This window comes from Corynebacterium sp. NML 150383 (genome assembly GCF_002285085.1).
In the GTDB taxonomy this organism is placed as follows: Bacteria; Actinomycetota; Actinomycetes; order Mycobacteriales; family Mycobacteriaceae; genus Corynebacterium; species Corynebacterium gottingense.
The window spans coordinates 353,189-366,186 of the sequence record NZ_NSGK01000002.1 but is presented as its reverse complement, the minus strand read 5'-3'; the positions used below and the strand labels follow the sequence as shown (position 1 = coordinate 366,186).

The window sequence follows — 12,998 nt, the reverse complement described above, 5'->3', positions numbered from 1 at the left end:
CCTATTTAGGCGGGATTCCCAGGGTGTGCGCGAGGCGTCGCCAAGCAACGCGCGCCGCCGAGTGCGGCAGCGCGATGAGTTCGCGCGCGTAGTTCTTCGCCCGCGAGCGCCGCGGGGTGCGCGCCGGCACCATCTCCACCGGAATGCCCAGGTGCCAGGCCCACACGCGCGTGCGGCGGACGTGGAAGTTGCTCGTCACCACGATCAGGCGCGGCGCGTGCGGGAAGAGCGCGCGGGAGTTCTCCAGGTTCTCGTTCGTCGACGTCGCGTGAGGCTCCTCGACGATCAGCTCGCGGGGCACGCCGCGCTCGGCGAGCCAGCGCGCCATCACGCCCGATTCGCCGCGTCCGGTGACGACGATGGTGCGCTCTACCCCGGCGCGGGCGTCGATACGCCAGCGAACGAGCGCGGCGATGAGGCGGGCGTGGAGCATGCGGGAGGGGCGACCGTCGACAATGCGCGCCCCGAGCACCACGATGGGGCTGCTACTCACCCAGCAACCGGCTGCGCAGCGCCTCGTCCTTCTTCTCCACGGCGGCGGCCATGTCCTCCTGGTAGCGCACCATCTTCGCCTGCAGCTCGGCGTCGGCCGCGCCGAGGATGCGCGCGGCGAGCAGGCCGGCATTCTTCGCCCCGCCGATGGAGACGGTGGCCACCGGCACGCCCGCCGGCATCTGCACGATGGACAGCAGCGAATCCATGCCGTCGAGCGTGTCCAGCGCGCGCGGGATACCAATGACCGGCAGCGGTGTCGCGGCCGCGACCATGCCGGGCAGGTGGGCGGCGCCGCCAGCGCAGGCGATGATCGCGCGCAGGCCCCGCTCGTGGGCCGACTTCGCGTACGCGAGCATCTTGTCGGGCGTACGGTGCGCGGACACCACGCCAGCTTCGAAGGGCACGCCGAACTCGGCGAGCACCTCGGCGGCGGGTGCGACGGTGTCCCAGTCGGAATCGGAGCCCATGATCAGGCCAACGAGGGGTTGCTGTGCGGTCATCGGTTCAACCTTTCTTATCGCTGCGCTTTTCGACGCCAGCCTACGTCCAGCTCGCCGTCACCAGGAATTGGGCGGCGTGCTCGGCGAGCTTGCGCGTGCTCGCGACGTCGTAGCCGGTGACGTTGACGTGCCCGATTTTGCGGCCCGGGCGCCAGTCCTTGCCGTAGAGGTGGACCTTCGCCTCCGGGTAGCGCAGCATGACTTCCTTGACGCGGCGCTCCATGGGCATCTCCGGGTCTTCCTCGCCGCCGAGCACGTTGACCATGACGGTGACGGGGGCGACCATTTCGGTCTCGCCGAGCGGCCAGTCGAGCACGGCGCGCATGTGTTGCTCAAACTGGGAGGTCAGGCAGCCGTCCTGCGTCCAGTGGCCCGTGTTGTGGGGGCGCATGGCCAGCTCGTTGACGGACACGGCGGTGCCGGTCTCGGTCTTGTACTCGAACAGTTCCACCGCCATCACACCGGTGACGTCGAGCTTGCGGGCGATGAGCTTGGCCAGGTTCTGGCACTCGCGCGCCAGCTGCGTCGACAGGTCCGGGGCCGGGGCGATCGCGACGTGGCAGATGCCGTCGGTCTGGCGCGACTCCACGACCGGCCACACGCGCATCTCGCCGGAGCGGGTGCGCGCCACCATTGCGGACAGCTCGCGGACAAAGTCGACCTTCTCCTCGGCGTAAAGCACGATGTCTTGGCCCAGCATGTCGTCCACCAGCTCCACGAACTCATCGAGCGAGTCGGGGAACCACACGCCCTTGCCGTCGTAGCCGCCGCGGGTGGTCTTCAGGCATACGCGGTGCTCGTGGCGCTCCCAGAACGATTTCGCCGCATCCACCGAGTCGATCGGCGCGTAGTCCGGCACCGGCACCCCGAGCGATTCCAGCTTGCGGCGCTGCTCCAGCTTGTCCTGGGCGTAGATGAGGGCTTCGGGGCGTGGTTCGACGGCCACGTTGGCGTCGATAAGCTGCTCCAAATGCTCATTGGGCACATGCTCGTGGTCGAAGGTGACCGCGGCCGCACCGTGCGCGACCTCCCGAAGATCCTCAAGGTTGGTGTAATCGCCGATGCGCACATCGCCGAAGACCTGTGCGGCCGACGAGTCCTCACTTCCCGCGAGCAGGCGCGTGTGCAGGCCGAGCTCGATGGCCTCGGTGTGCATCATGCGGGCGAGTTGGCCGTCACCGACGACCACGACAGTTGGCATAAGTTGTGCGTCCTTCACGCACTTCACCTTACCCTGGTGCTATGGCTTCGAAATATCAGGCGCTTTCCCGCCACACCATCTTCCAGAACTCGCTTATGACCGCTCTCCTCGACGGCATTTACGACGGCGAGCTGACCATCAGCGACATCCTGTCTAAAGGCAACTTCGGCCTCGGCACCTTCGATGCGCTCGACGGCGAGATGATTATCCTCGACGGAGTCTGCTACCAGCTCACCAGCGACGGCAAGGCGCGCGTCGCGGACCTGGACCAGCGCACGCCGTTTACGGTGGTGACGAACTTCGTACCGCGCATCGCCGTCGACGCGCCGCAGGGCATGCGCCGCGGCGAACTGTCCACGTTCATCGACTCGCTCGAGCCCAGCCGCAACTTCTTCTACGCCGTGCGCATCACCGGCACCTTCGACAAGGTGGTCACCCGCACCGTGAGCAAGCAGGAAAAGCCCTACCGCCCCATGACCGAAGCAATTAACGACGACGCCGAGCACCACTTCGAAAACGTCACCGGCATCATCGGCGGCTTCCGCACCCCCGCCTACGCCAAAGGCATCAGCGTGCCGGGCTGCCACGTCCACTTCATCGACGACGAGCGCACCTCCGGCGGCCACGTCCTCGACTACACCGTGCGCGAGGCCCGCATCGAGCTGTGCCCCGGCACCGACATGGACCTCCACCTGCCTGTCACCGCCGAGTTCCAGCAGAGCGACCTCACGCCGGAGGACCTGGACAGCCAGCTGCACGACACCGAGATCAAGGGCGCGCAGATTAATGGGTAGTGGAGCGTGAAAAGCAGGGAACAAATCTGACGAAAGCTTGAGTTTGTAAATCAACTCCGAAAACAGACTTCTCCGCTTCGCAAAAAACCATAAAAGGCCTATCACTATCTCCTCAAACACACACTGATCCCGAGATCCTGTGACGTCCTGGTGCTAAAAACAAAAGCGGTCATTTACGTCAAGTCGAAAGGATTTTTTGATGGCCACCAGCAAGAAAGTTGTTTTTTTACAGCGGGAGCACTGGCGTTGACGGCCCTACACCCGTCGACGGCAAACGCTGAGCAGCGCCATATTGAGTCTACTGACTCGTTCTCTGTCGCGGGCGTGACGATTTCCGAAACTCGCGTAACAGGCACCTACGAAGTGGAGAATGGAGCAGCGACCGCCATTAATGCGCACTCTTGCGATGTCACCCGAAACTACGACCCTCTCGCGAAAATTTCCTCCGAGAAATCAGACGCTTACGTGAGCAATGGTGAAGCAACCTTTCTGTGCAGCGTGAATGTACAGCGAGGAGTACCGACCCCTTGGGAACACGTCAACTGGTCCGACAAGACTCAGATTCAGGGCGTCGTAGGAAACGGTAACGGCGATGTCGTAAACCAGGGGTGGATGTGAAATGGGTAGTGCGTCCTCGCCACTGGAACCGGAACCGGTCGACTACGCATTGTGGGGGCTGACGGCGCTGGCGTTTGTGCTGGCAGTCGCGGCGCTCGTGTGCATTGCGCGTGACGAGCACACGACGAAATCAGGCGTCGTTTCGCTTCTCGTTGTGCTGCTGGTCCCGCTGTTGGGACCGATCATGTATTTCGTGTACCGGAGGCGCTAACGCAGCTGGCCCGCGAGCGCCTTCTGCAGCGTCTTGTCCACGGCGCGCGCCTTGCCCACCTGCTCGAAGACGAGCGGACGGTCGTAGCCATAGACCGCCACCGAGATCCCGCCCTTGACGCGGCGGGCGGAGTGGATCTGCTCCAGGGGGATCGAGTCGACCGCGCCGCGGCGCCCGCGGGCGAGGATACGGCGGTCCGTGAGGATGAAGCGGCGGCGACGGGAGCTGACCAGCGGGGCCACGAAGCGCCACAGCGCCAAAAGCGCCCACACAAGCACGACGACGTTGCGCAGTGCCGGGTCCACGCCCGGGGTCACGTCCATCCAGCCGATCGCGATCCAGGCCACGCCTGTAATCACGATGAGTTCCATGAGGGGGAAGGTGAGGGTGGAAAGGGGGGCGCAGACGTCGGCAAGCACTTGCTCGCCGCCGTTCGTCTGAAACCGCACCTTTCTTGACATGCGACCAGGCTACTGTTTCGGGCGCAGGTGATGCACATCGCCGACGGAGTACGCGGCGCCGTCGATGATCACTTCACCATTGTCGTTGATGCCGTCGACCACGCCGTGGACGTCGCGGTCGTGCAGCTCCATGCGCACCGTCTGGCCGATAGTGGAGCAGACCTTGCGGTAGTCGGCGAGCAGCTGCGGGTCGCGGTCCTGCCACTGGCCGAGGCGGTGGCCCATGGCGCGCAGGATCTCGATGGTGAAGTCGTCGAAGTCGACGTCGATGCCCTCGAGGTTGAGCGCGGTCGCGGTGTCGACGGGCAGCTGCTCGGGCCGGAAGTTGACGTTGATGCCGATGCCCACGACCACGTTCGGCAGCGCAAGGTTGGACAGGATACCCGCGATCTTCTTGCCGCCGATCTGCACGTCGTTCGGCCACTTGAGAGCCGCCTGCGGAATGACGTCGGTCACCGCCACGCCCGGCGCGATGGAAAGCAGGCCGAAGTGGTTGGGGTCCGTGCCTGCGTCGATGACCATACTCATGGCCAGCTGCGCGCCCTTCGGCGTGACCCACGTGCGATTCAGACGGCCCTTGGAGGCGGTCTGCTCGTCGGCGATGAGCACCATCCCGGCCTCGCCGTTTTTCACCATGTCGGCGTTGGTGGAGCCAGTGGTCTCGACGTAGCGCACCTTCGGCCAGTAGTCGGCGACGGCGGTTTGGATGCGGGCGAGGTCCTTTACTGTCATGCCCACGATTCTATGCGGTGTGGGGTGTGGTGTGGCGTGGTGTGTGTGGGGTGACGGGGACGCAAGTAACGACGCGGGCGTGTAGCTATAATTTTTGGAGTTGGGATCCGGAAGGTAGGTGACCCACGTGGAAAGGCGTCACATCTCAGAGGACGAGGTCTACGTCCCCAAGACCGACGTGCCGCCTCACGCCGGCCACATCGCAGCGGCCAAGCTCATCATGAAACGCCACCGCGAGGGCAAGAGTCGCTTGGAAATCACCCCGAAGATCCGCTACCTCGCCAACTACGATTCCTAGGGTTTCCTTTGCCGTATCACCCCGGCGTAGCGTGGCAGGCATGAATACATTGCAAAAAGCGCTCATCCCCGTCTTCGGTGGCGCGGGCGTACTCCACTTCATCAAGCCGGAGCCTTTCGACGGCATCGTCCCCGAGCAGCTTCCCGGCAGCGCGCGGACCTACACCTACGTCTCCGGCGCGGCCGAACTCGCCACCGCTGCCCTGCTTGCCAACGCGAAGACGCGCGCGACCGGCGGTGCCGTCGCGGCGGCGCTCCTGCTCGCTGTGTGGCCGGCCAACTTCAATATGGCGTGGCAGTGGCGCAACAAGCCCTGGTATCTGCAGGCCGGTGCCATCGCGCGTCTCCCGCTGCAGATCCCGATGATCCGTGCTGGGTGGGACCTCTATAAGCAGGGCGCGAAATAACACGTGCCAGTTCGCTGCTAGTTCCCCTCGGCTGCTTGGTGGGCCAACATAAATTCGACGACGGCATCGATCGCGCGGCCGTCCTCGTCACCACAGACGTAGGCACGAGCCAGGAGGTCGTGGAATTGCGCCTCTACGGCCCCGCTCCCCTCCCGATCGTGCGGGACCACCAACACGATGCCGTCAGGCAGGAGCGCGTTCGCAGCCAAAATCGCGGTCCGCTTGTTACCGTCCTCGAACGGCTGAGCCCTGGCCAATACGACGAAAAGCCGTGCTGCGTCAGCAGGCGTCGGGCTTGGTCCGGTCACGGTGTCGTCGATAAGCAATTGCAGCGCGTCCATATCCAAAGCCGGGGGCACATGGTCGCCGTGGACCGTGCGCACACCAATGCGCTGCTCCTCGCGGCGCAGCTCACCCGGATGCAAGGCCGCCGAGCGCGTCATTGCGGCATTAATCTCACAGACATGCGCCGCGGCGATTGTCTCGCGGCCACGTTTTATCCGCAACGCCACTCGCGCAGCAGCCTGCAAATCTTGTAACAGCTGCAGGTCGGCACGCGAGGAAATCCCGTCGGTTGTGCCGTTTTCCAAAAAAGCCGCGGTCGCGAGCCGCCCTGACCGCAAATTTTCAAATACCTTGCCAGCAGAGTAAATGACTGCGACAAGCTTGTCCGTACGCAACATGCCTCATAGGATAGCGCCTCGCAGCCACTTTCGCCCATACGTTCGACGATCCCTCTGCCGATGTTCGGCTGCCCAATTACTGTGGGTCGCATGACAGTTACGCCCCACCCGCCCTCGTCCCCCTACGCCACCGCGCTGCTCGCGGCCGTCGATACTGCGCAAGCCGACGACCCCCTCGCCCCGGTCACTGTACTGTGCCCCACCCCTGCCTTCGACGATGTGGTTGCCGCCATCGCCACCGGCGGCCCGCGCCTCGGGGTGGACGTGGTCACGCTCGACATGTTGCTGCAGCGCGCTGCGCGTAATCAGGAGTCCCGCACGCTGCTGCAGCGCGCCGATGTCACCGCCTTCGTCGCCCGCACCCTCGCCGACGGCGCCGAGCCGACCCCCTTCCATGAGGCCAAGCTGCATACTTCCGCGGCCACGCATGCAGCGCTTATCGACGCCCTGTTCACCCTCCTCAACTCCCCCGCCGAATGGCGCGCGGACCACGGTGGCGCACAGCTACCCAGCATCGTGGCCGAGATCGCCCAGCGCGCCGCCGAAGAGTTCCGCGACACTCGCTTCACCTTCCCGGACGCGGTCCGTGCCGCCGCCGAAGGCCACCGCGGGGCGCTCATCACCGTCGGCGCACTGGCCCACGACGCGCGCACCGAATGGGCGCTGGCCCAGTTCCAGCAGGCCACGCCCGTCGATCTGCCAGACCTGCGTGAGCGCACCGAACGCGTCTCGCTGATCGCCGAGCCGGACGAGGCCACCTACGTCACCGGTCGCATCCTCGACGCCGTCGCCCAAGGCACCCCGCTGCACGCAATCGCCGTGGCCTACTGCGACGACGCGGAGCTTCCTTTCCTCACCCACGCCCTCGACGAGGCGGGCATCCCCTACCACGCACCCGCGCGCGACGTGTGGGCTCAGCACAACGTGTTCCGTGCCCTGACCGCCCTGCTCACGCTGCGCCCTGCCGAGATGCACCGCCACCAGCTCGTGGAGCTGCTCTCCACCGGCAAGGTGGCGGATAGCCCGGGCCTGCGCGCTTTTGACGCCGGCTCGCGCGACCGCCTCGGCACAGCGCTTACCGGTGGCGACTGGGACGCGGTCATAGACACCGCCACACGCCAGGCCGAAGATGGCACCCCAGAGCGCGAGCGCGTGCCCGAACGCAGCGTGACCGCCGCCCGTTGGGTCGTGGACCTGCGCGCCACACTCGCACCGCTGACCGAAGCGGAGAGCTGGGAGGGCTTCGCCTCCGCGTTCCGGAAGATCGCGTTGGACGTCCTGAGCATCGGGAAGCCGCAACAAGCGATCTACCTGGACCCGCTGGTAGATCAGCTCGCCGCCCAGCAGGGCGCGCCCCAACGTGAGCGCGCCCTCGAGATCGCTCGTGAACTCGCCGCCCGCCCGGCGCGCGCCACCAACACCGGTGTGCTCTCGGTCGGGCCGCTGGAAAGCCTGGACGGGCGCAACCTCCAGCTCGCGTTCATCACCGGTACCACCGACGCTGCCCTGCCCGGCTCACTGACCCCGAGCGCGACGATGACGCAGGCGCAGCAGCACACCACTCCAGAGCAGTTCTTGGAACGGCGGGAGCGGACGCTTTCGGCGGCGCTTCAGGCGTCGAAAAGCATTGTGCTCACACGCGCCCGATCTGGGATCGCCGGCGGCGGGCTGACCGAGCCCTCCACCTGGCTTGAGCAGGAAGAAACCCGCGTGGGCGCCCTCTACCCGGGGCTAGTAAGCGGCGAGCGCACGCCGACGAGCCAGGCCGAGCTTGCGCTCGCAAACGCGCTGACCGGCGCCCCGAGCGGGCGGGCGGCGCGCTACGCGGAGATCATGCGGGCGCGACACGCGGGCGTCGCCGGCGAATTCACCGGCTACACCGGCACCGACTTTGGCCTACACACGCTGCAGAAACCGATTTCCAGCTCGGCGCTGGAGGGCTTTACCAAGTCGCCGCTGGAGTACTTTATCCAGCGCGTGACCGGCAACTGGGTGCTTGAGGACGACGCGGAGGATATGCACGTCGCCTCCGCCGACACCGGCACGATCCTGCACGCAGTGCTGGAGCACTGGACCAACGAAATGTGGCTGGACAATCCCAACCGCCCCGAGCACTACGCCGACCTGGATTGGGAGGGCGAGGCCGTCGAGGTGATGGATCACATCCTAGAGCGGGAACTGGCGCAGCACCGCAGTGACCGGATCAACGCGCTGGTGTGGGACACGTTTGCCGAGCAGGCGCGCAAGGACGTACACGGCTGGCTCGCCCAGGAGCGCAACGAGGCAGAAGAAGGCTGGACGCCACTTGCCACCGAGTTCGCATTCGGCAACACCGCGGAAGAGCCCGCCGCGTCGCTTCCGCTTCCCGAGCTCGGCGTGGACCTGCCGGTGAAGGGCTACGCCGACCGCGTGGACTACCGCATCGAGCACAACGAGGAGGACGGCAGCGAACGGTTCGTCCTGCGCGTGACCGACTTCAAATCGGGCAAGGGCGACCGCACCAAAAAGGCGGTCACGCAAAAAACACCGACCGGCAAGCTTGATCCAAAGGACGGGCCGAAGTACTACTTCCAACTCGCGCTCTACGGCCACGTCATCGGCATGCTCGCCAACACCGGCGATCCCGCCACGCTCTTCTCCGGCGGCCCTGCCGTGTGGCCCGGCGAGGTGGACGCGGTCGAGGCCCGCTACTGGTACTTCCGCGACCCCAAAACCCCCTACGTAGGCATCACCGTCGACGATGCGGCCGTGGCCACGCTCCAAACCAACCTGAGCAACATGTACCGCCACATCGAGCGTGGCCACTTCCCGCCCCACCCGCTCCCCGAGTGGTGGTCCAACAGCGCGCGCCTGCGCCTCGGTACCGCTAATTACAACGCGCTGACCGACATCCTCGCCCCGCTGGATTTCGACACCCCGCTCGAGTCCGATACTGCAGACGCCGCCGATGCTTAAGCCCCAAGGAGAACTACCAGTGACTACCGCACACCCCACCGACCCGACTCTCCACGCGCGGCTTACCGAGGACGAAGCCAACCGCGAGTTCATCCAAAACCAGGTCGAGCTGTCCTGCTTCGTCGAGGCTGGCGCCGGTTCCGGCAAAACGGTCATGCTCATTCAGCGCCTGCTCACGCTTATTATCGAGCACGACACGCGCATCGACCAGATCGCCGCCATCACCTTCAACGAGGCCGCCGCCGCGGAGCTCACCGCCCGTCTGCGCCGCGCGCTCATCCAGGTCCGCGACACCGGGGCATACACGCTCGGCAATGGTCAGCCCCGCACGTTCGCCAACCCCGAGCAGGCCAAAGACCGCGCCGCCGCGGCACTCGAGGGCCTGCCCGGCGCCGCGCTCGGCACGCTTCACTCCTTCTGCCTGCGCGTGCTCAAGCAGTACCCGCTGGAGGCCGGCCTGCCGCCCAAGGTCGACGCCGTCGACGAGCTCGCCGAGTACGTCTCCCCCGCGCAGCACGGCGATGCCGTTATCGAGGTCATCACCGCCCTTGTCGCCGGCGACGAGGACGCCATCACGCTTATCGACGCCCTGCCCACCTCCATCACCTCAGCCGAATTCCTCGAACAGCTTCAATTCCTCCTGGCAGAGGAAGTCAAACTCGACGACCTACGCGAACTGGTTGTCTGGATGGACGCCCACTGGGGCGAACTTGGCCCCACCGTGAGCGCGTCGGTGTTCGTGCGTCCCTCTGACGACGAGATCCGCGACTTTCTCACGAGAAATCTCACCGAGATTCGCGACCTCGCAGACACAGATGAGGAAGCCCCCACCAGAAAGCTGAACAACTTGGTCAAGTTCTTTAACACAAAGATCGACCAGGTCGCCACCGCGGAAGATCTCAGCGAACTCGAGTTGAAAGAAACGAAGGCGGGTGGCGAAACATCGGTGGTCATGCAGGCAAAGAAGAGATACGACACAGTCCGCGCCATTGCAGACTCGATGCTCGATCCGGACTGCTACGCACTCACCGTCGCGACCACCACCGTGCGTCCAATCCTCGCCGCACTCGTGCAACACTTCGCGCACGCGCGACACCGCACGGGATCCCTTGAGTTCCACGACATGGTCTACCTCACCCAGCAGCTGGTGAAGAACCCGTCGGTGCGCGCCAAGCTGCACGATCAGTACCGCGTGATCTTCGTTGACGAGTTCCAAGACACCGACCCCGCCCAGCTGGACATCGTTACCGCCATTGCCCGTGGCAGTGGCGACACCCCGCGCTCCGGTCACCTGTTTATGGTCGGCGACCCGAAGCAGTCGATCTACAAGTTCCGAAACGCCGACATCGACACCTACGTCGCCGCCCGCACCAGCGCCGCCGCCCGCGACGCGGAGCACGGCGTGAAGCAACTCTCGCGCAACTTCCGCTCCTCGCAATCCGTCGTCGCCGCCGTCAACGAGCTCTATGGGCAGCTTTTCGACGCTCACGAGCACTCCGAAACCGACGGCCCCGCCCAAGCCGAATACGCCCCGATGGTGGCTCAAGAGTCCACTGACGGTCGCGACGGCGCATTCATCGTGCTGCAGGACACCGACCTCACCGGGTTGAACTCCGACGAGGTCCGGGAACGCGAAGGCGCGGACGTTGTGGCCCTCATCCGCTCCGCAACCACCAGCGGCGCCCCACTGTTTGTCCACCACAAAGACACACACGCTGGCGAGGCATTGCGCTACTCCGACATTGCCATCGTCGTGCCCACACACAACGACGCGAAGCGACTGATGCAGGTTCTCGACGACGCAGGCATCCCCTGGGTATCCGAAGGCTCCGGCGCGCTCTTTGCCACCCCGGAGCTGAACGACCTGTTCACTGTGCTGCGCGCAGTCGCCGACCCCGCCGACGACTTCACCCGCGTCGCCGCGCTACGCACCGCACTTGTCGGCTGCTCCGATGCGGACATCGCGCGGTGGGCGCAGGTGCGCCGCGAACATCGCCACGACGCCCCGGAGGTGCGCGACGCCGCGATTGCGCAGGACGAGGTTGCCGCGGGCGTCGACACTTGCGTCGAGCAGCTTCGCCGCCTTTCCGCGGAAGCACAGCGCACCGATGCTGCGACGATGGTGCGTCGCGTCGTCGCGGAGTTCGGACTCGCCGAGGGATACGCTGCAAGCGGCCACCCCGACAACCTGCCACGCGTGCACACCACGCTCGCGCTCGCTGACCGCTTCGCTGCCTCCACCGGTCGAGGCTTGCGCGAGTTCGTCGCCTGGGCCGACACCCAGGCCGAATCGAACCAGGGTGTTTCCGAACCACTGCTAGACACCGGCGTCGACGCGGTGCGCTTCATGACGATCCACAAATCCAAGGGCCGCGAATTCCCCATGGTCATCGCGGCCGGCATGTCCGGCAGGCAAAACAAGAGCCGGCCCGTCCGCAGCTTTGCACAAGGCGACAAGACCGCGGAGTTCAAGCTCAAAGATGCGCAAACGCCCGGGTACCTGAGCGCCAAAGGCTTCGACGACCTGGCCGAGGCGAACGAGCTCATCCGCCTGCTCTACGTCGCCATGACCCGTGCCAAGTCCGTACTCGCAATCCCGCTGCAGTTGTGTCGAAATAAGCCAACAAAAGACCACCCCGCCGGAAAATACTCCGCTCTGCAGCGCGGTGGGGCACTCGCCACCGCTATCGACGAGTCCTCGCAATACTCCCCCATCACTCGTGAAGAGCTGCCCGGATACGGTGTGACCTTCGGGACCGACGCCGAACCTGCTTCGGATTCGCCTATGGCAGCGCCGTCCGGTTCTGTCTCCACGGACCAGTTTGAGGCCAACGCCACGGCACTCGAGGCTGCGGCCGGAGTGACACAGCGCATGGGCGTCACCGCCATCGCTCACGCCGAGGACCAGACCAACCCCGAGCCCACCGCCGACCCGACCGGCGTGCAGCGGGCGCAGTCCCGCCCAGCGGACGACGCGGTGCCGCGCCACACGCAGGTCACTGGCACCCGCCTGCGCCGCTCCCTCGACGAGCGGGTGGCAGCGTCCGGCTTCCCGGCCCGCCAGATCAACAGCGGTCTGTACCGGGACAACGCCGGGACCGACTTCGGCACCGCAGTCCACGACGTGATGGAGCACCTACCCCAAGGTGGTGACCTCGAGCAGGTCGCTGCGACCGTCTCCTCGCTCTACGAACTGCCAGCATCGGCCGTGGAGGATGTGGTGCGCGTCGCTGCCTGCTTCGCCGAATCCGCCCCGTACACGCGCAGCCTCGAGGCTGACGCCAGGGCGCAGCGGGAGCTACCGGTTATCGGTACAGTCGACGGCACCGCTGTCAACGGCTACATCGACCTGCTCTACCGAGACACCAGCAGCGATACCGGCGGGTGGGTCATCGCCGACTGGAAGACCGACGTCACCGCACGCGCAGAGACGGTGACCAGCTACTTCCTGCAGCTAGACATCTACGCCACCCTCCTCGAGGAAGCGCTTGGCGAACCGGTCACTCGCCTTGAACTGATCTTCGCCGGAGTTAAAAAACCGCAGGTGGTGGTGCATGAGCGTGGCGTCGATAAGCGATAAGCCCTAACACGACAAAGCGGGTGCCTCGAATAACTCGAGGCACCCGCTCAGTGTTTGGGTGGGC

13 protein-coding genes are annotated in these 12,998 nt (G+C 65.5%); 7 read left to right on the top strand and 6 right to left on the bottom strand.

What is annotated here, in order from left to right; translation table 11 throughout:
* Position 1 precedes the first annotated feature (1 nt).
* The 3 genes from CKJ85_RS03760 to CKJ85_RS03750 are packed head-to-tail and all read right to left on the bottom strand — an operon-like array spanning position 2 to position 2,196.
* Positions 2–493 (bottom strand): YdcF family protein, encoded by a 492-nt coding sequence (locus CKJ85_RS03760; RefSeq protein ID WP_095553449.1) that lies wholly within the window; start codon positions 491–493, stop codon positions 2–4.
* Positions 486–995: a 5-(carboxyamino)imidazole ribonucleotide mutase gene (purE, locus tag CKJ85_RS03755; protein WP_095553448.1), complete on the bottom strand. Its 510-nt coding sequence runs from the start codon at positions 993–995 to the stop codon at positions 486–488. The genes CKJ85_RS03760 and purE overlap by 8 nt, the downstream gene beginning before the upstream one ends.
* Positions 996–1,035: 40 nt before the next feature.
* Positions 1,036–2,196 carry a 5-(carboxyamino)imidazole ribonucleotide synthase gene (locus CKJ85_RS03750; protein ID WP_095553447.1) on the bottom strand — a complete coding sequence of 387 codons (1,161 nt, stop codon included), beginning with the start codon at positions 2,194–2,196 and terminating at the stop codon, positions 1,036–1,038.
* A gap of 41 nt (positions 2,197–2,237) precedes the next feature.
* Here CKJ85_RS03750 and budA point away from each other — a divergent pair, with 41 nt between their 5' ends.
* From budA to CKJ85_RS03740, 3 genes are all read left to right on the top strand, one after another.
* On the top strand, positions 2,238–2,990 hold the full coding sequence (budA, locus tag CKJ85_RS03745; protein WP_095553446.1) for an acetolactate decarboxylase: 753 nt from the start codon (positions 2,238–2,240) through the stop codon (positions 2,988–2,990).
* Positions 2,991–3,140: 150 nt separating this feature from the next.
* The gene (locus tag CKJ85_RS11775; protein WP_133064911.1) at positions 3,141–3,608 is read left to right on the top strand and encodes a hypothetical protein; all 468 of its coding nucleotides are present in this window, start codon (positions 3,141–3,143) and stop codon (positions 3,606–3,608) included.
* 1 nt (position 3,609) lies between these two features.
* A complete protein-coding gene (locus CKJ85_RS03740) occupies positions 3,610–3,819 on the top strand; it encodes a PLDc N-terminal domain-containing protein (RefSeq protein ID WP_095553445.1) in 210 nt (69 codons plus the stop codon).
* On the opposite strand, the gene CKJ85_RS03735 is transcribed toward CKJ85_RS03740, so the two are convergent.
* Together CKJ85_RS03735 and CKJ85_RS03730 are read right to left on the bottom strand one after the other, a co-directional pair.
* The gene (locus CKJ85_RS03735) at positions 3,816–4,280 is read right to left on the bottom strand and encodes a hypothetical protein (RefSeq protein ID WP_095553444.1); all 465 of its coding nucleotides are present in this window, start codon (positions 4,278–4,280) and stop codon (positions 3,816–3,818) included. The genes CKJ85_RS03740 and CKJ85_RS03735 overlap by 4 nt on opposite strands.
* A 9-nt stretch (positions 4,281–4,289) precedes the next feature.
* Positions 4,290–5,012: a biotin--[acetyl-CoA-carboxylase] ligase gene (locus CKJ85_RS03730; protein WP_095553443.1), complete on the bottom strand. Its 723-nt coding sequence runs from the start codon at positions 5,010–5,012 to the stop codon at positions 4,290–4,292.
* Between the two features lie 127 nt (positions 5,013–5,139).
* On the opposite strand from CKJ85_RS03730, the gene CKJ85_RS03725 reads away from it, so the two are divergent.
* Together CKJ85_RS03725 and CKJ85_RS03720 are read left to right on the top strand one after the other, a co-directional pair.
* The gene (locus tag CKJ85_RS03725) at positions 5,140–5,310 is read left to right on the top strand and encodes an RNA helicase (protein WP_095547553.1); all 171 of its coding nucleotides are present in this window, start codon (positions 5,140–5,142) and stop codon (positions 5,308–5,310) included.
* Between the two features lie 40 nt (positions 5,311–5,350).
* A complete protein-coding gene (locus tag CKJ85_RS03720) occupies positions 5,351–5,716 on the top strand; it encodes a hypothetical protein (RefSeq protein ID WP_095553441.1) in 366 nt (121 codons plus the stop codon).
* Positions 5,717–5,733: 17 nt separating this feature from the next.
* Here the strand turns inward: CKJ85_RS03720 and CKJ85_RS03715 are convergent, their stop codons facing one another.
* Positions 5,734–6,399 (bottom strand): Fic family protein, encoded by a 666-nt coding sequence (locus CKJ85_RS03715; RefSeq protein WP_095553440.1) that lies wholly within the window; start codon positions 6,397–6,399, stop codon positions 5,734–5,736.
* A gap of 90 nt (positions 6,400–6,489) precedes the next feature.
* On the opposite strand from CKJ85_RS03715, the gene CKJ85_RS03710 reads away from it, so the two are divergent.
* Both CKJ85_RS03710 and CKJ85_RS03705 read left to right on the top strand, forming a co-directional pair.
* Entirely contained in the window at positions 6,490–9,354 is a 2,865-nt protein-coding gene (locus CKJ85_RS03710; protein WP_095553439.1) for a PD-(D/E)XK nuclease family protein, read from the top strand.
* Positions 9,355–9,373: 19 nt separating this feature from the next.
* Complete coding sequence (locus tag CKJ85_RS03705) at positions 9,374–12,934, top strand: exodeoxyribonuclease V subunit beta (RefSeq protein ID WP_158221609.1); 3,561 nt, start codon at positions 9,374–9,376, stop codon at positions 12,932–12,934.
* Positions 12,935–12,998: the final 64 nt, after the last annotated feature.

Bases quoted from the DNA above. Each gene is read 5' to 3' on its own strand.
- purE (WP_095553448.1), bottom strand. From the start codon at position 995: ATGACCGCACAGCAACCCCTCGTTGGCCTGATCATGGGCTCCGATTCC.
- CKJ85_RS03750 (WP_095553447.1), bottom strand. From the start codon at position 2,196: ATGCCAACTGTCGTGGTCGTCGGTGACGGCCAACTCGCCCGCATGATG.
- budA (WP_095553446.1), top strand. From the start codon at position 2,238: ATGGCTTCGAAATATCAGGCGCTTTCCCGCCACACCATCTTCCAGAAC.
- CKJ85_RS03740 (WP_095553445.1), top strand. From the start codon at position 3,610: ATGGGTAGTGCGTCCTCGCCACTGGAACCGGAACCGGTCGACTACGCA.
- CKJ85_RS03735 (WP_095553444.1), bottom strand. From the start codon at position 4,280: ATGTCAAGAAAGGTGCGGTTTCAGACGAACGGCGGCGAGCAAGTGCTT.
- CKJ85_RS03730 (WP_095553443.1), bottom strand. From the start codon at position 5,012: ATGACAGTAAAGGACCTCGCCCGCATCCAAACCGCCGTCGCCGACTAC.
- CKJ85_RS03720 (WP_095553441.1), top strand. From the start codon at position 5,351: ATGAATACATTGCAAAAAGCGCTCATCCCCGTCTTCGGTGGCGCGGGC.
- CKJ85_RS03715 (WP_095553440.1), bottom strand. From the start codon at position 6,399: ATGTTGCGTACGGACAAGCTTGTCGCAGTCATTTACTCTGCTGGCAAG.
- CKJ85_RS03710 (WP_095553439.1), top strand. From the start codon at position 6,490: ATGACAGTTACGCCCCACCCGCCCTCGTCCCCCTACGCCACCGCGCTG.